The 19,831-nt window shown below is 63.0% G+C and carries 15 protein-coding genes; 9 read left to right on the forward strand and 6 right to left on the reverse strand.

Features of this window, described 5'->3' with window-relative positions:
- The first annotated feature begins 192 nt into the window (after window positions 1-192).
- Window positions 193-921: a 4'-phosphopantetheinyl transferase family protein gene (locus HMPREF2581_RS24585; protein ID WP_003082383.1), complete on the forward strand. Its 729-nt coding sequence runs from the start codon at window positions 193-195 to the stop codon at window positions 919-921.
- Here the strand turns inward: HMPREF2581_RS24585 and tcdA are convergent, their stop codons facing one another.
- Complete coding sequence (gene tcdA, locus HMPREF2581_RS24590; protein WP_003086553.1) at window positions 922-1,734, reverse strand: tRNA cyclic N6-threonylcarbamoyladenosine(37) synthase TcdA; 813 nt, start codon at window positions 1,732-1,734, stop codon at window positions 922-924. It lies immediately after the preceding gene.
- Window positions 1,735-1,945: 211 nt separating this feature from the next.
- On the opposite strand from tcdA, the gene ndvB reads away from it, so the two are divergent.
- The 4 genes from ndvB (at window position 1,946) to HMPREF2581_RS24610 (ending at window position 7,025) form a co-directional block, all read left to right on the forward strand.
- Window positions 1,946-4,555, forward strand: a complete 2,610-nt coding sequence (gene ndvB, locus HMPREF2581_RS24595; protein WP_003140539.1) for a glycosyltransferase NdvB — start codon at window positions 1,946-1,948, stop codon at window positions 4,553-4,555.
- 114 nt (window positions 4,556-4,669) lie between these two features.
- Window positions 4,670-5,821: a succinyl-diaminopimelate desuccinylase gene (gene dapE, locus HMPREF2581_RS24600; RefSeq protein ID WP_003140540.1), complete on the forward strand. Its 1,152-nt coding sequence runs from the start codon at window positions 4,670-4,672 to the stop codon at window positions 5,819-5,821.
- A complete protein-coding gene (locus HMPREF2581_RS24605; RefSeq protein WP_003140543.1) occupies window positions 5,821-6,624 on the forward strand; it encodes a putative RNA methyltransferase in 804 nt (267 codons plus the stop codon). The genes dapE and HMPREF2581_RS24605 overlap by 1 nt, the downstream gene beginning before the upstream one ends.
- A gap of 17 nt (window positions 6,625-6,641) precedes the next feature.
- On the forward strand, window positions 6,642-7,025 hold the full coding sequence (locus HMPREF2581_RS24610; protein ID WP_003082373.1) for a hypothetical protein: 384 nt from the start codon (window positions 6,642-6,644) through the stop codon (window positions 7,023-7,025).
- Window positions 7,026-7,130: 105 nt separating this feature from the next.
- On the opposite strand, the gene HMPREF2581_RS24615 is transcribed toward HMPREF2581_RS24610, so the two are convergent.
- From HMPREF2581_RS24615 to HMPREF2581_RS24625, 3 genes are all read right to left on the reverse strand, one after another.
- Window positions 7,131-7,340 (reverse strand): cold-shock protein, encoded by a 210-nt coding sequence (locus tag HMPREF2581_RS24615; RefSeq protein WP_003082372.1) that lies wholly within the window; start codon window positions 7,338-7,340, stop codon window positions 7,131-7,133.
- A gap of 319 nt (window positions 7,341-7,659) precedes the next feature.
- Window positions 7,660-9,276 (reverse strand): ATP-binding protein, encoded by a 1,617-nt coding sequence (locus tag HMPREF2581_RS24620; RefSeq protein WP_003109067.1) that lies wholly within the window; start codon window positions 9,274-9,276, stop codon window positions 7,660-7,662.
- 83 nt (window positions 9,277-9,359) lie between these two features.
- The gene (locus tag HMPREF2581_RS24625; protein ID WP_003082360.1) at window positions 9,360-10,070 is read right to left on the reverse strand and encodes a winged helix-turn-helix domain-containing protein; all 711 of its coding nucleotides are present in this window, start codon (window positions 10,068-10,070) and stop codon (window positions 9,360-9,362) included.
- 732 nt (window positions 10,071-10,802) lie between these two features.
- On the opposite strand from HMPREF2581_RS24625, the gene HMPREF2581_RS24630 reads away from it, so the two are divergent.
- The 4 genes from HMPREF2581_RS24630 to HMPREF2581_RS24640 all read left to right on the forward strand — a co-directional run bounded on the left by HMPREF2581_RS24630 (window position 10,803) and on the right by HMPREF2581_RS24640 (window position 18,445).
- A complete protein-coding gene (locus tag HMPREF2581_RS24630; RefSeq protein WP_003082358.1) occupies window positions 10,803-13,694 on the forward strand; it encodes a ribonucleoside-diphosphate reductase subunit alpha in 2,892 nt (963 codons plus the stop codon).
- A gap of 263 nt (window positions 13,695-13,957) precedes the next feature.
- Window positions 13,958-15,205 (forward strand): ribonucleotide-diphosphate reductase subunit beta, encoded by a 1,248-nt coding sequence (locus HMPREF2581_RS24635; RefSeq protein ID WP_003086547.1) that lies wholly within the window; start codon window positions 13,958-13,960, stop codon window positions 15,203-15,205.
- Window positions 15,206-15,320: 115 nt separating this feature from the next.
- A complete protein-coding gene (locus HMPREF2581_RS32510; RefSeq protein WP_003140547.1) occupies window positions 15,321-17,108 on the forward strand; it encodes an ATP-dependent nuclease in 1,788 nt (595 codons plus the stop codon).
- A gap of 782 nt (window positions 17,109-17,890) precedes the next feature.
- Complete coding sequence (locus HMPREF2581_RS24640) at window positions 17,891-18,445, forward strand: BRO-N domain-containing protein (protein ID WP_003140549.1); 555 nt, start codon at window positions 17,891-17,893, stop codon at window positions 18,443-18,445.
- A 352-nt stretch (window positions 18,446-18,797) separates the two neighbouring features.
- Here HMPREF2581_RS24640 and imm3 read toward each other — a convergent pair whose 3' ends face one another.
- Together imm3 and HMPREF2581_RS32520 are read right to left on the reverse strand one after the other, a co-directional pair.
- Window positions 18,798-19,259, reverse strand: coding sequence for a pyocin-S3 immunity protein (gene imm3 / locus HMPREF2581_RS32515; protein ID WP_003140552.1), 462 nt, complete (start codon window positions 19,257-19,259; stop codon window positions 18,798-18,800).
- Window positions 19,259-19,831: S-type pyocin domain-containing protein (locus tag HMPREF2581_RS32520; RefSeq protein ID WP_177345069.1), on the reverse strand; the 573-nt coding region annotated here is incomplete at its 5' end. The genes imm3 and HMPREF2581_RS32520, both read right to left, overlap by 1 nt.

Below are 19,831 nucleotides of genomic sequence, written 5' to 3' on the forward strand. Positions count from 1 at the left end.
GGAGGGACTCCCGTCTTGAAAGGTCGAGACAGGACAGTATCCCGTCATCAACAAACAACCTCACCTGCATTCCACTGGAATGCGCGGCGCAGTCTGTCAAAACCGGGCCTTGCGGTCCGTTTTCCTTTGTTGCGCTTTTGCAATCTTGTGTAAGCGCCACGTGACTGGTGGGCCACGTCGGGAACCGGCACAATGCGCGCCATGAACGACCGTCTCCCCTCCTTCTGCACCCCGCTGGACGACCGCTGGCCGCTGCCCGTCGCGCTGCCCGGCGTGCAACTGCGCAGCACCCGCTTCGACCCGGCGCTGCTGCAACCCGGCGACTTCGCCCTGGCCGGCATCCAGCCGCCGGCGAACATCCTCCGCGCGGTGGCCAAGCGCCAGGCCGAGTTCCTCGCCGGGCGCCTCTGCGCACGCGCCGCCCTGTTCGCCCTCGATGGCCGCGCCCAGACCCCGGCCGTCGGCGAGGACCGCGCACCGGTCTGGCCGGCCGCGATCAGCGGCTCGATCACCCATGGCGACCGCTGGGCCGCCGCCCTGGTGGCGGCGCGCGGCGACTGGCGCGGGCTCGGCCTGGACGTGGAGACCCTGCTCGAAGCCGAGCGGGCGCGCTACCTGCATGGCGAGATCCTCACCGAAGGCGAGCGCCTGCGCTTCGCCGACGACCTGGAGCGACGCACCGGCCTGCTGGTGACCCTGGCGTTCTCGCTGAAGGAAAGCCTGTTCAAGGCGCTCTATCCGCTGGTGGGCAAGCGCTTCTACTTCGAACATGCGGAACTGCTGGAATGGCGCGCCGACGGCCAGGCCCGGTTGCGCCTGCTCACCGACCTGTCGCCGGAGTGGCGCCACGGCAGCGAGCTGGATGCCCAGTTCGCCGTGCTCGACGAACGCCTGCTCAGCCTGGTGGCGGTCGGCGCCTGATCAGGCGTTCCCCGGCGTGCGCCGCGACGGCCGCAGCGCGCGGCCTTCCGCCAGGCGCTCGACGGCGCGGGCGGCGGCGACCATGCCGAAGGTGGCGGTGACCATCATCACCGCGCCGAAGCCGCCGGCGCAGTCCAGCTTCACCCCTTCGCCGACGAAACTCTTCGACTGGCACACCGTGCCGTCCGGCTTCGGGTAGCGCAGCTGCTCGCTGGAGAACACGCAGGGCACGCTGTAGGTGCGCCCCGGCGTGCGCGAGAAGTTGTAGTCGCGGCGCAGGGTGGAACGCACCTTGGCCGCCAGCGGGTCGTTGAAGGTCTTGTTCAGGTCGGCGACCTGGATCTGCGTCGGGTCGACCTGGCCACCGGCGCCGCCGGTGGTGATCACCGGGATCTTGCGCCGCTTGCACCAGGCGATCAGCGCGGCCTTGGCGGCCACGCTGTCGATGCAGTCGATCAGGTAGTCGAAGTCGACGATGTACTCGGCCATGGTCTCGCGGGTGACGAAATCGGCCACCGCGTGGACCCGGCAGGCCGGGTTGATGGCCCGGATGCGCGCCGCCATCACCTCGACCTTGGCCTTGCCCACCGAGCCTTCGATGGCATGCACCTGGCGGTTGGTGTTGGTCACGCAGACATCATCGAGGTCGAACAGGGAAATCTCGCCGACGCCGCTGCGGGCCAGCGCTTCCGCCGCCCAGGAACCGACCCCGCCGATGCCGACCACCGCGACGTGGCTATCGGCCAGGCGTTGCAGCCCCTCGCGACCGTACAACCGGCCGATACCGCCGAAGCGCTGTTCATCCACCTGCATCACCAACCACCTCTGAAACCGAATCGCGGATTGCCGCGCGCATTATAAAAAGCCGCGGCCGCCGCGTCGCCTGCGTTCTTACGGCTCGTCGCGCAGGCCGGACTAGACTTGCAACAGACCCGCCGGCCCGGCGCCTGTACACCCCGGGGGGTGCGGGGTAGCATCCGCCGCCCCGTGTTCAGCGAAACATCCGGAACCTGGTTTCATCTCTATGTCTTCACGCAAGATCGGGCTCAACCTGGTGGTCATCGTCGCCCTGGCCGCCCTCTTCACCGGCATCTGGGCCCTGTACAACCGTCCGGTCAGCGTACCGGACTGGCCGGAACGCATCTCCGGCTTCTCCTTCTCGCCGTTCCGCCTCAACCAGAATCCGCAGAGCGGCCGCTACCCCAGCGCCGAACAGATGCGCGCCGACCTGGAACTGGTCGCCCGGCACACCCACAGCATCCGCACCTATTCGGTCCAGGGCGCGCTCGGCGACATCCCGGCGCTGGCCGAGGCGTTCGGCCTGCGCGTCAGCCTGGGCATCTGGCTCGGCCCGGACCTGGCCGGCAACGAGGCCGAGATCGCCCGCGCCATCCGCATCGCCAACGAGTCGCCGAGCGTGGTGCGGGTGATAGTCGGCAACGAGGCGCTGTTCCGCCGCGAGGTGACGGCAGAACAGTTGATCGCCTACCTCGACCGGGTCCGCGCGGCGGTCAAGGTTCCGGTGACCACCGCCGAACAGTGGCACGTCTACCGCGAACACCCGGAACTGGCGCAACACGTCGACCTGATCGCCGCCCACGTCCTGCCCTACTGGGAGGCCACGCCGGTGGCCGACGCGGTGGACTTCGTGCTCGAACGCGCGCGCGAACTCAAGGCCGCCTTCCCGAGGAAGCCGCTGCTGCTCGCTGAGGTCGGCTGGCCGAGCAACGGGCGCATGCGCGGCAGCGCCGAGGCGACACCCGCGGACCAGGCCATCTACCTGCGGCGCCTGACCAACGCGCTCAACGGCGAAGGCTACAGCTACTTCGTCATCGAGGCCTTCGACCAGCCCTGGAAGGTCAGCGCCGAAGGCTCGGTGGGCGCCTACTGGGGCGTCTACAACGCCGACCGCAAGGCCAAGTTCAACTTCACCGGGCCGGTGGTGCCGATTCCCAAGTGGCGCGCCCTGGCCATCGCCTCGGCGGTACTCGCGGTACTCGCCTTCACCCTGCTGCTGATCGACAGTTCCTCGCTGCGCCAGCGCGGGAGGACCTTCCTCGCCGTGGTCTCGTTCGCCTGCGCCTCGGTGCTGGTGTGGATCGCCTACGACTACAGCCAGCAGTACAGCACCTGGTTCAGCCTGACCGTCGGCGCGTTGCTGGGCGTCGGCGCGCTGGGGGTGGTCATCGTGCTGTTCACCGAGGCCCACGAGCTGGCCGAGGCGGTCTGGACGCGCAAGCGGCGCCGGCCATTCCTGCCGATCACCGCCGCGCAGGCCTATCGGCCCAAGGTGTCGATCCACGTGCCCTGCTACAACGAGCCGCCGGAACTGCTGAAACAGACCCTCGACGCCCTCGCCCGCCTCGACTACCCGGACTACGAAGTCCTGGTGATCGACAACAACACTCGCGACCCGGCCGTCTGGCAGCCGGTCGAGGCGCACTGCGCGCGCCTGGGCGAGCGCTTCCGCTTCTTCCACGTCGCCCCGCTGGAAGGCTTCAAGGCCGGCGCGCTGAACTTCGCCCTGGGCCACGTGGCGGCGGACGTCGAGGTGGTCGCGGTGATCGACGCCGACTACTGCGTCGACCCCGACTGGCTCAGGCACATGGTGCCGCACTTCGGCGACCCGCGGATCGCCGTGGTGCAGTCGCCGCAGGACTACCGCGACCAGCACGAGAGCGCCTTCAAGCGGCTCTGCTACGCCGAGTACAAGGGCTTCTTCCACATCGGCATGGTCACCCGCAACGACCGCGACGCGATCATCGAGCACGGCACCATGACCATGATCCGGCGCAGCGTGCTGGACGAGCTGAGATGGCCGGAATGGTGCATCACCGAAGACGCCGAGCTGGGCCTGCGGGTGTTCGAGAAGGGCCTGTCGGCCGCCTACTTCGAGCGCAGCTACGGCAAGGGGGTGATGCCCGATACCTTCATCGACTTCAAGAAGCAGCGCTTCCGCTGGGCCTACGGCGCGATCCAGATCATGAAGCGGCATACCGACGCCCTGCTGCGCGGCCGCGGTCCCGACGGCAGCCGCCTGACCCGCGGCCAGCGCTACCACTTCGTGGCCGGCTGGCTGCCGTGGATCGCCGACGGCCTGAACATCTTCTTCACCCTCGGCGCGCTGCTCTGGTCGGCGGCGATGATCATCGTGCCCAAGCGCGTCGACCCGCCGCTGCTGATCTTCGCGATCCTGCCGCTGGCCCTGTTCGCCTTCAAGGTCGGCAAGATCCTCTTCCTCTACCGGCGCACCGTCGGCGTCGACCTGCGTGACTCGTTCTTCGCCGCCCTCGCCGGCCTGTCGCTCTCGCACACCATCGCCAAGGCGGTGCTGTACGGCTTCGTCACCCGCGGCATCCCGTTCTTCCGCACGCCGAAGATGCGCTCCAGCCACGGCCTGCTGGTGGCCCTGGCGGAGGCCCGCGAGGAAGTCTTCGTGATGCTCCTGCTGTGGGGCGCGGCGGCCGGCATCGTGGCGGTTCAGGGCGTGCCGAGCCGCGACCTGCTGATCTGGGTCGCCATGCTCCTGGTGCAATCGCTGCCCTACCTGGCGGCGCTGGTCATGGCCCTGCTCTCGTCGCTGCCGAAACCGCGCGAGGAACTGGCCGGCGGCGCCGAGCAGATCGGCGGTTGAGGTCGGGCGAGGCGTCGGGACGGCCGGCCCCGCTCGCCTAAACGGCGTCCCTTCGCCCACGTTTATGCTTTAAGATTCCCCCTTTCCGCTCGACCCGCTCAGGATGCCCTCCCCATGACCGCCTCTTCGCCGAGTCTCTCGCCGACCCTCGAACTCGCCTGCGAGTTGATCCGCCGCCCCTCCGTCACGCCCCTCGACGCCGACTGCCAGGCCCTGATGATGCGCCGCCTGGAAGCCGCCGGCTTCGCCCTGGAGCCGATGCGCATTGAGGAGGTGGACAACTTCTGGGCACGGCGCGGCGGCGACGGCCCGGTGCTGTGCTTCGCCGGGCACACCGACGTGGTCCCCACCGGCCCGCTGCAGGCCTGGCAGCACCAACCCTTCGACGCCCTGATCGACGACCAGGGCATGCTCTGCGGACGCGGCGCGGCGGACATGAAAGGCAGCCTGGCGTCGATGATCGTCGCCGTCGAGCGCTTCGTCGCCGACCACCCGAAGCACAAGGGCGCCATCGCCTTCCTCATCACCAGCGACGAGGAAGGCCCGGCCCACCACGGCACCAAGGCGGTGGTCGAACGCCTCGCCGCACGCGGCGAGCGCCTGGACTGGTGCATCGTCGGCGAACCGTCGAGCACCAGCCTGGTCGGCGACGTGGTGAAGAACGGCCGCCGCGGCTCCCTTGGCGCCAAGCTGACCATCCGCGGCGTACAGGGCCATGTGGCCTACCCGCACCTGGCGAAGAACCCGATCCACCTGGCCGCCCCGGCGCTGGCCGAACTGGCGGCGGAACACTGGGACGACGGCAATGCCTTCTTCCCGCCGACCAGCTTCCAGGTTTCCAACCTGAACTCCGGCACCGGCGCCACCAACGTCATCCCCGGTGAACTGACCGCGCTGTTCAACTTCCGCTTCTCCACTGAATCCACCGTCGAAGGCCTGCAGAAACGCGTCGAGGCGATCCTCGACAAGCACGGCCTGGACTGGCACGTCGAATGGGCGCTGTCCGGCCTGCCGTTCCTCACCGAGCCGGGCGAACTGCTCGATGCGGTGGCCGCCAGCATCAGGGCGGTCACCGGCCGCGAGGCCCGGCCCTCGACCAGCGGCGGCACCTCCGACGGACGCTTCATCGCCACCATGGGCACCCAGGTGGTCGAACTCGGCCCGGTCAACGCCACCATCCACCAGGTCAACGAGCGGGTCCTGGCCAGCGACCTGGAGCTGCTCACCGAAATCTACTACCAGACCCTGGTGAGGCTGCTCGCCTGATGCTGATCTGCCCGCTCTGCTCCGCCGCCCTGGGCGAGGTCGACAACGGCGTCGCCTGCCCCGCCGGGCACCGCTTCGACCGCGCCCGCCAGGGCTACCTGAACCTGCTGCCGGTGCAGCACAAGAAAAGCCTCGATCCGGGCGACAACGCCGCCATGGTCGAGGCCCGTCGCCAGTTCCTCGGCGCCGGCCACTACGCGCCGCTGGCCCGGCGCCTGGCCGAACTGGCCGTCGAACGCGCGCCGCGACGCTGGCTGGATATCGGCTGCGGCGAGGGCTACTACAGCGCCCGGCTCGGCGAAGCCCTGGCCGGCGCCGAGGGCTACGCCCTGGATATCTCCCGCGAGGCGGTGAAACGCGCCTGCCGCCGCGCGCCGCAGTTGTCCTGGCTGGTGGCGAGCATGGCCCGGCTGCCGCTGGCCGACGCCAGTTGCGAGCTGATCGCCAGCGTGTTCAGCCCGATCGACTGGAACGAAGCCGTGCGCGTCCTCGCCCCCGGCGGCGGCGTACTGCGCCTGGGCCCGGCCAGCGCGCACCTGCTGGAACTGCGCCAGCGGCTCTATGACGACGTGCGCGACTACGCCGACGACAAGCACCTCGCCGGCCTGCCCGCGCAACTGAGCCTGCGCCACACCGAGACCCTCGAGTTCCGCCTGGCGCTGGACAGCTACGACGCGCGGGAAAACCTCCTGGCCATGACCCCGCACGGCTGGCGGGTCAACCCCGAGCGCCGCGCGCGAATCCTGGCCGAACCCTTCGAAGTCAGCGTGGCGGTGCGCTACGATTGGCTGCAACGCGACTGACCGTCCCCGAGGACCCCATGCGCCAACCGGATATCGAGATCTACCTGAAAGACGCCGAGCACGCGGCCGTCGCCGCCTGGCTGGAACAGGCGCTGGGGCCCTGCGGCCCATGGCAGGAGCACGGCCAGACCCTCAAGTGCACCGCCCGCGGCGAGCACGGCGCGGTGCGCGTCACCTGGCTGCCGAAGGCGGTGGGCAAGTGGCACAGCCTGTTCTTGGAGAGCGACAGCACGCCCTGGGACGACGACCTCGCCTGCGCCAGGGCCGCGCATGCCGCGCTCGGCGTGGAGATCCGCTGCGCGCCGGGCGGCTGGGAGGAAAACCAGGGCGAAGAGGACGCCGACCGCTGGCTGCGGGTCGACGCCGGGGGCGTCGAGGAAATTACCTGGCGCACCGCCTGAACGACGAAAACCCCGCGCTGCGAGGGGCCACCCAACGGGGGCCTGGCGGGGTGGATGCACTGGATGACAAAAGCCCGTCTCGCGACGGGCTTTTGCTTGCGGGAATCAGACCTTGGAGACGTCTTCCGCTTGCAGGCCTTTCTGGCCCTGGATCACCGAGAATTCCACTTTCTGGCCTTCCACCAGGGAGCGGTGACCCTCGCCGCGGATGGCGCGGTAGTGAACGAACACGTCCGGACCGCTATCGCGTTGAATGAATCCATAACCTTTGGCGTCATTGAACCACTTGACGGTTCCGACCTCACGATCAGCCATTACCACACTCTCCAACTTGCAATTTTTTATAAGTGGCCTTCCCAATCCGGGAAGACTTCGACGGTTCGGCTGCGCAACGCTGTTCTTGTTATCCGACCCCGGCAAAATGCCGTTGGAGCGGGCATTTCGAATGGCGTTCCACTAGCCACCGCGTCCCGGAGTATAAACAAACGAGTCCAACTGAAAAGGACTTTTTTAGCCCCTGGCGGAATACCCGCCACGCCCGGCGGGACTGGCCTTTCGATATGTTTTCGCTACGCCTGGAATACGTCTGCGCAAGCACTTGCAGATAGCTAGCCGCCATATTTCCGTCAACTTTTCAGCGGTCGCGCAGACCTGCCTTGCGCGGCCAGGCCAGGGTGAAGCAGGCACCGCCCAGAGTCTCGCTGCGGCCGATGGAGGCCCGGCCGCCATGCCAGTAGACGATCCGCCGGACGATGGACAGTCCCAGGCCATGCCCGCCGGAAGCACGGGTCCGGCTGTCGTCCAGGCGTAGGAATGGCGTAAAGAGCCGCTCCCATTGCGCCTCCGGCACCCCCGGCCCGTCGTCCTCGACATCCACCCGGCAACGCTCCAGGCTGACCCGGTAGCTGATCCTGACCCGACGATCGGCATGCCGCAGCGCATTGGTCAGCAGGTTCTGCAAGGCCCGATGCAGGTAGCGCGGCTCGGCCTCGATCCAACTGCCCAGCTCCTCAGGCACCAGCGCGCCCTCCTCGCAACTGACCAGCACCTCGCGGCGCAGCGGAGCGATCTCCTCCACCACCTGGCGCACCAGCACGCCCAGCTCCAGGCGCTGGTAGGTCAGCGGCGGCGAGCCCTGTTCCAAGCGCGCGTAGGTGAGCATCTCGTCGACCAGCTTGTCGAGGTCCTGGATATCGTTGTCCATGCCCTCCAGGTACTTCAGGCGGGCGCCGTCGGTCTCGGCGGTCTCGATCATCTCCAGGCCGAAGCGCAACCGCGCCACCGGCGTGCGCAGCTCGTGGGACACCGCGCGAACCATCTCGCGCTGCACCGTCAGCAGCCGGTGGATGTGCTCGGCCATATGGTTGAAGGCCGCGCCCAGGCGTCCCACCGAGTCGCCGCCGCGCACCTCGACGCGGGTATCCAGACTGCCGCGGGCGATCCGCGTGGCGGCCGCCTCCAGGCTGCGCAGGCGCTGCTCCAGACGACGCACCAGCAGGTAGGTGATCAGGCCGATGAAGCTCAGGCACAGCGCGCCGAGCAGCAACAGCAGCTGCGGCGGATAGAGGTTCATCTGGAACAGCGGGCCCAGCTCCAGCACCCAGGGCGTGTCGAGGATGCCGGCGAAGATGCGGATCGAGTCGCCGTCCTTGCCCAGCGCCATCACCGTGTCGCCCTCCACCACCCGCCGGCGCTGGTCGTCGTCGAGGTCCAGCTCCTTGACCTGGAGCAGATGCACCGGGAAGCCGAAGCGCTTGTCGCGGACGATCCGCGCCAGGTGGTAAGGCTGTTCGCTGGCCGGGTAGCGCACCAGTTCGTCCATCAGCAGGTAAACCGTGGCCCGCGCCAGTTGCTCGCTGACCTGCTGCACCTCGCCGCTGAGCACCAGGTTCTCGGCGGCGCTGGCCTGGGTATAGACGGTGACGGCGTGCTCGGCGGTCTGCTTCACCAGCACCTGGCCGTTCATCAGACGCGCGCGGCTGCGTCCATCCATCCGCAGCTCATCCAGCCCGCGCAGTTGCAGGGGAATCCCCAGCAAGCGGCTCCACTGCGCCAGGGCGCGCTTGCGCTCGGTGGCGGTCATCGGTTGCAGGTTGTCGGCCATCAGGCGGAAGGTGCCGCGCGCCAGCTCCTCGCGGTAGTGCTCGCCGCGCACCTCGTTGATCCAGTGCAGGCCGAGCAGGCCCAGGCCGCTGACCAGCAGCAGGGCCAGGAGCATGCCGCCATAGATGCGCAGGAAGATGGATTTCATCGGCGAGCCCCCGGCCGCTGTCCGCTGCTGTTGATTCTGGCCGACCGGGACGCCCGCGCCCCGGCCCGCAGGAAATAAGCGCCTCAGCCCTCTCCGACGAACAGGTAGCCCTTGCTGCGCACGGTCTTGATCAGCCGCGGGTGCATCGGGTCATCGCCGATCTTCGGGCGGATCCGCGAGATGCGCACGTCGATGGAGCGGTCCTGGCCGTCGTACTCGATGCCGCGCAGGGCGTTGAAGATCTCCTCGCGGGAGAGAATCCGCCCGGCGTTCGCCGCCAGCAGCCAGAGCAGGTCGAATTCGGCGCTGGTCAGCTCGATGGTGGTCCCGTCCAGCCAGGCCTCGCGCATCGCGTTGTCGATCACCAGGCGACCGAACGCCAGGCGTTTGCTGTCCGCCGCCGGGGCGCCCGCTTCCGGCGCCTCGCTGCGCCGCAACAGGGCACGGATGCGCGCCAGCAGCACACGCGGGCGCACCGGCTTGCACACGTAGTCGTCGGCGCCCATCTCCAGGCCGAGCACCTCGTCCATGTCGTCGGTGCGCGCGGTGAGCATCAGGATCGGACCGTCGAACTGCGGACGCACCTGGCGGCAGATGGACAGGCCGTCCTCGCCCGGCAGCATCAGGTCGAGCACCACCAGGTCCGGGCGTTCGGCGAGGATACGCGCCGCCGCCAGTGCGCCGTTGGCTTCGATGTCGACCTTCAGGCCGTTGCCTTCCAGGTATTCCCGGGTCAGCTCGGCCAGGCGTCGATCGTCCTCGACGATCAGGATGCGCCAGGCTTCTTGCTCCACACAGCCTCCTCGTATCGCGGTCCCGGAGCCGCCGCGCGGCCCCCTCAGAGCGGCCCGCATTGTAGCCAATACGGGGGCCGCGCGGCAGCACGCGAGGAACATCTTGCAAACACTACATATTGTGGGTAGGGTGCGCGCCCCGAAAGGTTGGGGAGTAGGTCTGCGCCGGTGCTTTCCGAGGGCGACGAATGGCATTCTCCAGCGCTGCCGCGGCCTACGGACGCTTCCTAGGACTCACGCACAGAAGACCCACACTTTATCCACAGGTTTCCCCCAGACTGTCACCTTGCAAACACCCCATTAGCGCATTATCTTGTATCCCCATCGTCGCCACCCCCTATATCTTGGGTTTCGAGCGCACGAACGGCTACAACGGAACCAACCGCGCACGGACCACTCTGATGGCTCCGGCGGCTCCGCAAAAAAGCATTTTCCAGACGTACTGAAAGCATCGACGGCGCTCACCGCAAGGAGCCCTTCATGACGATGGAAAAGCGGTACGGGTGTTGCAACGGACGCTGTAAACAGACAGTCAACACCACTAGGTATTGTGTTCGACGGCAAAACGCCACGAACCCGCCAGGGCCAGGGAGGCACGCACAGTCCCCACCCTCAGCATTCGAATGAAGCAGCCGCCGCGAGGCCGGCTGCCCGGCTCTTTATCGATTCAAGGGAATGGGCGCCCCGGCGCCCGCTAGCAAAACCATTACGAGAACGTGGAGATACCCACCCATGCATACCGACACCACACGCGAGAACCCGCAGGCCAGCGCGCCGCAGGCCGCCGATTCGTCGCAGGATCTGGCCGCCACCGCGCCGGGCCAGCTGCGCGTGATCAAGCGCAACGGCACCGTAGTCCCCTACACCGATGACAAGATCACCGTGGCCATCACCAAGGCGTTCCTCGCCGTGGAAGGCGGCACCGCCGCCGCCTCGTCGCGTATCCATGACACCGTGCGCCGCCTGACCGAGCAGGTCACCGCCACCTTCAAGCGCCGCATGCCGTCCGGCGGCACCATCCACATCGAAGAGATCCAGGACCAGGTCGAACTGGCCCTGATGCGCGCCGGCGAGCAGAAGGTCGCCCGCGACTACGTGATCTACCGCGAAGCCCGCGCCGCCGAGCGCAAGAACGCCGGCGCCGCCAGCGATGTCGCCCAGCCGCACCCGAGCATCCGCATCACCCGCGCCGACGGCAGCCTGTCGCCGCTGGACATGGGCCGCCTGAACACCATCATCAGCGAAGCCTGCGAAGGCCTGGCCGAGGTGGACGGCGCGCTGATCGAGCGCGAGACCCTGAAGAACCTCTACGACGGCGTCGCCGAGAAGGACGTCAACACCGCCCTGGTGATGACCGCGCGCACCCTGGTCGAGCGCGAGCCGAACTACTCCTACGTCACCGCCCGCCTGCTGATGGACACCCTGCGCGCCGAAGCCCTGGGCTTCCTCGGCGTGGCCGAGAGCGCCACCCATCACGAAATGGCCGAGCTGTACGCCAAGGCCCTGCCGGCCTACATCGAGAAAGGCGCCGAGTTCGAGCTGGTCGATGCCAAGCTGAAGGAATTCGACCTGGAGAAACTGGGCAAGGCCATCGATCACGAGCGCGACCAGCAGTTCACCTACCTCGGCCTGCAGACCCTGTACGACCGCTACTTCATCCACAAGGACGGCATCCGCTTCGAACTGCCGCAGATCTTCTTCATGCGCGTGGCCATGGGCCTGGCCATCGAGGAGAAGGACCGCGAGGCACGCGCCATCGAGTTCTACAACCTGCTGTCGTCCTTCGACTACATGAGTTCCACCCCCACCCTGTTCAACGCCGGCACCCTGCGTCCGCAGCTCTCCAGCTGCTACCTGACCACCGTGCCGGACGACCTGTCGGGCATCTACGGCGCCATCCACGACAACGCCATGCTGTCGAAATTCGCCGGCGGCCTGGGCAACGACTGGACCCCGGTGCGCGCGCTGGGCTCCTACATCAAGGGTACCAACGGCAAGTCCCAGGGCGTCGTGCCCTTCCTGAAAGTGGTCAACGACACCGCGGTCGCGGTCAACCAGGGCGGCAAGCGCAAGGGCGCGGTCTGCGCCTACCTGGAGACCTGGCACCTGGACATCGAGGAATTCCTCGAGCTGCGCAAGAACACCGGTGACGACCGTCGTCGTACCCACGACATGAACACCGCCAACTGGATCCCCGACCTGTTCATGAAGCGCGTCTTCGACGACGGCTCCTGGACCCTCTTCTCGCCGTCCGACGTCCCCGACCTGCACGACCTCTACGGCAAGGCCTTCGAGGAGCGCTACGAGTACTACGAGGCCCTGGCCAGCTACGGCAAGCTGAAGCTGCACAAGGTCGTCCAGGCCAAGGACCTGTGGCGCAAGATGCTCTCCATGCTGTTCGAGACCGGCCACCCGTGGCTGACCTTCAAGGACCCGTGCAACCTGCGCAGCCCGCAGCAGCACGTGGGCGTGGTGCACAGCTCGAACCTCTGCACCGAGATCACCCTGAACACCAACAAGGACGAGATCGCCGTCTGCAACCTGGGCTCGATCAACCTGGTCAACCACATCGTCGACGGCAAGCTGGACACCGCCAAGCTGGAGAAGACCGTCAAGACCGCGGTACGCATGCTCGATAACGTCATCGACATCAACTACTACTCGGTCCCGCAGGCGCAGAACTCCAACTTCAAGCACCGTCCGGTCGGCCTGGGCATCATGGGCTTCCAGGACGCCCTGTACCTGCAGCACATCCCCTACGGTTCGGACGCGGCCATCGCCTTCGCCGACCAGTCCATGGAAGCCATCAGCTACTACGCGATCCAGGCTTCCTGCGACCTGGCCGACGAGCGCGGCGCCTACCAGACCTTCCAGGGCTCGCTGTGGTCGCAAGGCATCCTGCCGATCGACTCGGAGAAGAAGCTGATCGAAGAGCGCGGCGCCAAGTACATCGAAGTCGACCTGTCGGAAACCCTCGACTGGGCGCCGCTGCGCGAGCGCGTACAGAAAGGCATCCGCAACTCGAACATCATGGCCATCGCGCCGACCGCGACCATCGCCAACATCACCGGCGTCTCGCAGTCGATCGAGCCGACCTACCAGAACCTGTACGTGAAGTCGAACCTCTCCGGCGAGTTCACCGTGATCAACCCCTACCTGGTGCGCGACCTCAAGGCCCGCGGCCTGTGGGACCCGGTCATGGTCAACGACCTGAAGTACTACGACGGTTCCGTGCAGCAGATCGAGCGCATCCCGCAGGACCTCAAGGACCTCTACGCCACCGCGTTCGAAGTCGAGACCCGCTGGATCGTCGAAGCCGCCAGCCGTCGCCAGAAGTGGATCGACCAGGCCCAGTCGCTGAACCTGTACATCGCCGGCGCCTCGGGCAAGAAGCTCGACGTGACCTACCGCATGGCCTGGTTCCGCGGCCTGAAGACCACCTACTACCTCCGTGCCCTGGCCGCCACCAGCACCGAGAAGTCCACCATCAACACCGGCAAGCTCAACGCCGTGTCGGCCGGTGGCAACGACGGCCTGCAAGCCGCCCCGGCCGCCGAGCCGAAGCCGGCGCCGGTGCCGCAGGCATGCAGCATCGATAACCCCGACTGCGAAGCCTGCCAGTGATCGCGCGTCGCTGAACGGCGTCCGTGTCGTGGCCGGGCAAGCCGGACTCCTCGAGTGGGTCCGGCTTGCCCGGCGCCTGACGGTCGCTCGTCCAGCGCCACGCTGGCAGCGCAAGGCCCCTCGCCAAGGCCAGGAACAATCCCCTTCTTCCCTCCGGGGGAGAAGAACGGCCCGGCCAGACCGTGCCGGACCACCGCTTTCGCGTGCACCTCACGCCCCATATCCAGGCCGCCGAGACGGCCGCCAGACCAGGAGAGAGCAAGATGCTGAGCTGGGACGAATTCGACAAAGAAGACCCGACCGAAGCCAAGGCCGCGCCCGCCGCCGCCCAGGCCGTTGCCCAGGGCCATGACAAGCTGGACGACGAAGCCGCCGGCTCGGTGGAAGAAGCGCGCGCCGTTTCCGCCGACGACTCCGACGCTGTCGCCCGCGCCAAGAAGGCCCTGAACGACCTCGACATCCAGGAAGGCCTGGACGACCTCGAAGGCTCCGCCGCGCGCGTGCAGGTCGGCGACAAGCAGATGATCAACGCCCGCGCCGACCTCAACCAGCTCGTCCCCTTCAAGTACGACTGGGCCTGGCAGAAGTATCTGGATGGTTGCGCCAACCACTGGATGCCGCAGGAAGTCAACATGAACGCCGACATCGCCCTGTGGAAGAGCAAGGACGGCCTCAGCGAGGACGAGCGGCGCATCGTCATGCGCAACCTCGGCTTCTTCTCCACCGCCGACTCGCTGGTCGCCAACAACCTGGTGCTGGCCGTGTACCGCCTGATCACCAACCCCGAGTGCCGCCAGTACATCCTGCGCCAGGCCTTCGAAGAGGCGATCCACACCCACGCCTACCAGTACTGCATCGAGTCGCTGGGCATGGACGAGGGCGAGATCTTCAACATGTACCACGAGATCCCCAGCGTGGCGAAGAAGGCCTCCTGGGGCCTGAAGTACACCCGCTCGATCTCCGACCCGATGTTCCAGACCGGCACCCCGGAAACCGACCGCCAGTTCCTGCGCAACCTGATCGCCTACTACTGCGTGCTGGAAGGCATCTTCTTCTACTGCGGCTTCACCCAGATCCTCTCCATGGGCCGCCGCAACAAGATGACCGGCACCGCCGAGCAGTTCCAGTACATCCTCCGCGACGAGTCGATGCACCTGAACTTCGGCATCGACGTGATCAACCAGATCAAGATCGAGAACCCGCACCTGTGGGACGCCCAGATGAAGGACGAGGCGACCCAGATGATCCTCCAGGGCACCCAGCTGGAGATCGAATACGCGCGCGACACCATGCCGCGCGGGGTGCTGGGCATGAACGCGGCGATGATGGAGGACTACCTGAAGTTCATCGCCAACCGGCGCCTGACCCAGATCGGCCTGAAGGAAGAGTATCCGGGGACCACCAACCCGTTCCCGTGGATGTCGGAGATCATGGACCTGAAGAAGGAGAAGAACTTCTTCGAGACGCGGGTTATCGAGTACCAGACGGGCGGTGCCTTGAGCTGGGATTGATGATGGTGTAAAAAGTCGAGACCATTAGTAGCGCTGTGCCACCACATGGATTGTTGGGGAAGCGATAGAAAGACCGAAGCCCCGCCTTGTGCGGGGTTTTTTATTAGGAATGAAAATGCAAATAACTAAACTAACCCTCCATCGCTTTAAAAAATACAGAGATAAAGAAATATCAATAAAACCCGGACTATCACTTTTTGCCGGACCTAATAACGCAGGGAAAACCACCATATTACAAGCTTTCGCAGTTTGGGAATTCTGCAAAACTGTACTTGAGATGGAGAAAGGCAGCGCTAGCATTCGGCAAGGTTACGCTGGTCAAGGCCTAGGAATGGGAGCAGATGATTTCCTAGTCATTAACACACCGTCTCTTAAACACCTATGGACAAATCTTAACACTCAAAGAGACAGTGAAAATGATGGGTACACTCTATGGATAAAAGTTGACTGGACTGATAGGGACAACGCAAAGCATTTAACAATAGGCCTATCACTCGCAAATGATAGAATATTTATAAAAACAATATCAAGCAACATTCAGGAAGATGAAAAATCACCAAACATTGCTTATATACCACCTTTTGCAGGCATAACAACAAAGGAACAAAAAGCGACACCTGCCCAACAGAGAAGACTGATAGGACAAGGGCTACCCGGCGCAACCATTAGATCAACTCTTCTCAATCTATTTAATACCAACCAAGCAAAGAGAGCAGCCTTTAAAGACAATCGCGGCAGAATTCCTAGGCACCAATTACGAGAGATTAGGGATTCGGACCCATGGGAGATCCTCTCCACAATAATAAAAGAAGTATTCAAAACAGAGATTACAGTAAGCCCATACAATGAGGCATACCACACCTATATAAAGCTCACAACTTACAAGGGAGACTTCAATGAACGAGGACTATTTACTCGATACTCAAATTATACCCCTAGAGATCTAACTGCGGAAGGAAGTGGCTTTCTACAGTGGCTAAGTGTATTTGCTTTTGCGCTTTCCCCAGAAACCGACTTGATACTTCTTGACGAACCAGACGCTCACTTACACTCCACTCTTCAGCATGAAATAATAAGACAACTTGAGAAAGTAGCAGAAAAAGCAGGAAAGCAGATATTTTTCTGCACTCACTCTCCAGAGCTAATAAAGGCACACCCTGCAGAAAAAATTCTTTCAATAAACAGAGACTCAATCTCATATCTATCTGACGACCAAGGGAAAATAATATCACTATCTGGCATAGGCAGCGAATACTACCCATTGTTAGACAACACAAAAAAGACCAAAAAAATACTATTTGTAGAAAATCTATCTGACGCAAGAACAATATTCAATATCGCAAGAAAACTTGGCTTCAACATTGAAAACAAAATCGTTATATGGCCTTGGGCTTCTAAAGGTCATGAGCGCAAGCATTTATTCAACCAACTCCTCCTTGAAATCCCTGAGTTAAAAGGGATAAGCCTAAACGACAGAGACAATGAAGAGATAAACACTGTAATAGCCGAAAACCTTCGGGATACTACATATCCCACACCAAATGCGCAGACTAGACTTTACTTCAAAAAATGGCGAAGAAGATACATTGAAGGCTACTTCCTTCACCCCGACCCAATAGCAAGGGCAGCCAATCGACCAGCAGACGAAGTAATAAGACACGTATTAGATAACTTTGCAATCAACATTGCGGGCCGGATAGTAACTCAACAAAACGAGCCTGCAGCGCTCCTCGACTGCCGTGCAAAATCAATATTATCCGAAGACACAAATAGCATCCAAAGCGTCTTCCAAGTTGACAAATACAAAATAGTAAATGAATTATTACCAAACGAAATACACGAAGATTTCCATATATTAATTAGAGAAATCTTACAGTTACTACAAATTAATGAACAAGCTTAAACAGCTGAATCCAAAGCATAGTTGAATTTTCCTTTCTGAAACGAATAGATTTCAGTGCGCCTTTATTTCTCCCCCCGGCGAGTCACTTTTGCCAATCGCGGCAAAAGTAACCAAAAACGCTTGCCCCTGCATCCGGCCCCAGCCGCTTCGCGACTGGGGTTCCCTCCCTCCATCGCCGTTCCGGGGGCACGCCGCCACGGTCCTTCATGGACCGAGGCGGCTTTCGCGGCATCCTGCCGCTCAACCCCCTACACGACGATTCCGCTCGGCCTCCTGATGGGGCGGACCGGAGCGTCGGATATTTCTCTGGAAGAGGTAGGGCAAATCACGCACAGCGTGATTCGCAAGATGGGGCAGAGTTGCCAAGCGCCGGGCGGCGCAGGTTTGGTAAAAAGCCTTGTTTCATGTGGTTTCTTTGATAGAGAGAGTCTTTCAGCTTCGCTCATTCCGCTCGGTTGTTTCGTTCCTCTCGTCTCAATACTCTGCCACCGGCGCCTAAGAAACGCTAAACCACGCAGCGGCCAGACCGCTCCCGACAGCCAAGCGGCTTTTTTGAGTCTGCGGTATTCTCTCGCCCTCAAAATCTCTGCGACGCCGGGAGTGGACGAATACAAGACCCGAAAGGGAAATATGTCCGGCCCTCTGCGTGGGGTTTTCTTAACTCCCGGCACCCCAGCCCCAAGAAAGCTGGTCACATCACGCAGAGGTAACGGAAATGCCTATCACCAATCCCATATCTCCATCCACACCGCTTCATCCCACCACCTCCCCGGAGGTGCGCCATGTCTGACGCCCCCCTCCACTACAGCCGTTTCACCCACCACCATCGGGTCCTGCGCGCCGTGCTGCTGGATGAGGAAGGCTGGTTCGTGCTCTCCGACCTGGCACGGCTGCTGGGCCGTTACCTGGGTGGTCGGGCGCCGGCGGCGTTGTGTGACGAGGCGCCGTGGCCGCTGGCGACGGCGGAACAGCGCGAGCACTTGTTCGCCCTCTGTCATGTGCTGGAGCGGCATCTGGACACCGATCAGTGGCGGCTCGCCTGGCTCCATGACGAACGCCACGGGCCACGCCAGGACTGCCTGGTCAGCGAGTCCGGGCTCTACGCTCTGCTCTGGCTCGCAGTGCCTGGCGCGGCACGGGGTTTGCGCCGTTGGGTCAGCGGCTCGGTGCTGCCACGCCTGCGCAGCCAGTCTCACCCCAAAGCCACGCCCCAGCGCGCCGTGCTGCACTGGAAAACCGCCGAGATCGACACCCTGCACTGGCAAGGCAAGACCTGGATCCCCCTCTCCGACTGCCCCCAACTCCTCGACCGCCCACGCCCGCTGATCCGGGCCTGACCCCGCCACATGCCCTGAAAGGAGTCAGGGCTTGAAGCAGCGGAGTGACCTGCTTTTACATGACTACTTGTCGTGGCCTGCAATCAGCACCGGCCTGTAATCCATCGCGGCCAACCAGAATTATCTGCGACTGACGGATAGGCTGGGCTCAGATTAATTGCGAGCGAGCATGCAATCCATGCGCCGGGCTTGCAATCCATCACCGCGGGTTCACGCTCTTTGCGACTGACGTTCAGGCCTAGAAGCCCTTGTTTCCGCTTTCTATATTACCAAAGGCTTGCGCGACAACTGGGATGATATCTATACAAAAGCATGAGGCTTCATTGAAGCCTCATGCTAAAGTAATAATTATCTATTTAGAACCAAGAAGAGCGAAAGTTAAATTGCACACATTCGAGTCAGATGTGTATGTGAACCCAATACGTAAATTGGCTTTCTGGGGGTGCATAAAGTAGTCCCAGCCGCCAAGAATTCCAATCACAGGAACTCTGAAAGACTCTCTCGTCTCAAATGGTTTCCCCATCACTGAACGAACTTGCTCTTTACTCATTTTTCTAACTAGAGGTTCAGGCAGTTCCCCTGAGTAAGCAGCAGAACCCTCCACAGTGTCAATTAATGAAATATGAATCTTCTCAAGAATCTTGTTTTCTGCTCGGAAGTTTAGTTCAAGTCCTTTTTCTGGAGAGAGCGTTAGGTGTTCAGAATGTTCGTAGGGGCTCTCCAGTTTTCCAGACTTAACCAATCCAGCACCAACAATCTCCTCATGGGATTTTCCGATGCTATCAATTAATTTAACGATCAGCTTCTTCTCCATCAGTACCACCCCTGTTCTTTGTTCACCATGTGTAGTTCTGCGCGCGCCCTCTCAATATCATCTTCGGAGAACCCCTCCTCTAGCAATCCTTTCTTGACGGCATCGAAATTGCTATCGACTGCTGCACGCAAGTCGGAGGCATCCTTCTGTTGCTTTTCTTTGGTGTTACGTCCTCCGTAGGTTTCACTGAACCTCTGATGCACTCTAGCTGGTATGGCAACACTCCCCCCTTTCTTCATTAATTTGCGAATTTCTCCATAGGGGATGTCTGGATAAATAGCTCTCAAACTCGTCGCCAACGCACCTTGAGCCGGCATATGGTCAAGATGGTTTCCATCACGAGGTCTTCCTGCAAAATTACCATAAATGTCCACTTCCAGCGGCTTAACCGGCGGCTTGGAAAAGACCAGATAGAGCGGAGGAACGTCCGAGCCCGCCGGGAAGATCACGATCAGATCGTCCAGATCTAACGGCACTCCCGGATAGGACTCCGGTTCGGCCTGCACTGGGGTAATCGTTGCTCCCTCATACACCGGAGCCGGCTGCGGTACGACCGGAGTGGTGCTTGAGGG

Source organism: Pseudomonas sp. HMSC057H01, from assembly GCF_001836405.1.
GTDB classification, from domain to species: domain Bacteria; phylum Pseudomonadota; class Gammaproteobacteria; order Pseudomonadales; family Pseudomonadaceae; genus Pseudomonas; species Pseudomonas aeruginosa.